Annotated in this window: 2 protein-coding genes; both read right to left on the bottom strand. The window is 32.3% G+C overall.

The window, feature by feature from the left end; translation table 11 throughout:
* Nucleotides 1-88: 88 nt before the first annotated feature.
* Nucleotides 89-619, bottom strand: a complete 531-nt coding sequence (locus CYP28_RS01970) for a hypothetical protein (protein ID WP_141090907.1) — start codon at nucleotides 617-619, stop codon at nucleotides 89-91.
* A gap of 8 nt (nucleotides 620-627) precedes the next feature.
* The coding region (locus tag CYP28_RS01965) for a hypothetical protein (RefSeq protein WP_181000410.1) at nucleotides 628-1,545 on the bottom strand (918 nt) is incomplete at its 5' end.

Genomic DNA, 1,545 nt, shown 5'->3' with positions numbered 1-1,545 from the left:
TGTTTTGCATAAAATGCCCAAAGCACTCTTCTAGCTATTCTCTTCTCTCTAAATTTTTATTTATCAGATATTTTGTTCTTTTGTTCTTTTAATAAAAATAACTATTAGCTACTTCGACCGGCGTTCTTCTTTTTTTACCATTCACATTGCTTATTGTAGAAAAAAAGAGGGTGTCGATCTTATAAAAACCAATGCTTGATCTTTTAGGCTCATTATATATTGCAGCATACTTATCTTTTAAGGTTTCTTCAATCTCGCTAGAATTTTGTAAATTTAGCCTAGAAGACAAGAACTCTTGCATAAGCCTATAAAGCTGTCTAAATTCTTCTTGCTTTTGATCGTTTATAAATTTTAACTTTTCATCAAAAAATTCATCAATTACTTCGGCATAGCTGATTGCTTGCGATGGATTGATTAGCCTTTTTTGTGATAAAAATAATAAAGACGTCTTTTTGTTAAGAGGCAACTGTTTGTTTTTAATAGGACTAAAAACAGCCGTAGTCATTCGCATTGGCAAATGTGGGACTAACTCAAAGACGTTTTGTGGCTTAATATAGCTATTTTCTACCCTAGGGTAATCAATGCTGCCGCTCATATACTCTATTTGCAACTTATTCATTGCTTTTTTTACTTCTCGCTTAAAGTTTCCCATCTTCTCTCTCCAAAACATTCTGAGATTAACGTCCCCAACTCTTTTACAAGCGTTTCATAGTTGTTTTTATAATCTCTTGGCTTGTTGGCCGCATTAAAAATATTGACTAGATCGTTTTTATAGCTGCCAGTTTCAAGCAATTCATAATCTATTGGATAAAATCCATTCTCTAGTTCGCTCACCATATTATTTACTATTGCTCTTGTAAATTCCCTAATACCTGGAGCAATATTTTTCTTGCGCTGGTTTTCCATCTCTTCAAAGGTATCTCTTAAGATATCTCTAAATTTATCTCTTTTTGTGGCAATCAACTTTAACATGTATTCAGTCATTAGGCTCTCATAGTAATATCTACCATTGCCTATAAGGTTAGTTAAAGCAGTTCCGTTTGACATTTCATTATATTGTGCATTGTGGATAATTTTGAATATGTCATCAATCTTCTTTATTAGATCTTCACTCTTATGATCTGTATATAGTATTAAAAAATCTATCATTTCATTCATTCTAATTGTTCTAATAAAGTCAGAAGCATGCTTAAAATGTGCCTGCTTAGATAAGGCCTCAAAAATGATTAGATCAAATAAATTTGACATAACGCCAAATACGTTTTTGTTATGTGCTGCATCAGAATTGCTACCCCAAAAGCTTCTTCCGTATTTGAAATAAGCAAAATGTAATTTATCCTTTGCATCTTGGGCTGCTGCAATAGATGTGTAATACCCACTTTCGGTTGTGCTGAAGTATGGTAATATAAAAATTCTTTCGTTGCTTAGATATTTCTCACTACTAAAGATATTTTTTAGCTTCTCCAAATTGCTCGACGCTCTTACATCACTTGATGTCATTTTTTCAACCAATTTGTCGAATAAATTTGTTGTATCTTCTAAGAC

Source organism: Campylobacter concisus, assembly GCF_002914195.1.
In the GTDB taxonomy this organism is placed as follows: Bacteria; Campylobacterota; Campylobacteria; order Campylobacterales; family Campylobacteraceae; genus Campylobacter_A; species Campylobacter_A concisus_M.
The sequence above is the reverse complement of the archived record's forward strand: the minus strand, read 5'-3'. Positions and strand labels throughout refer to the sequence as shown.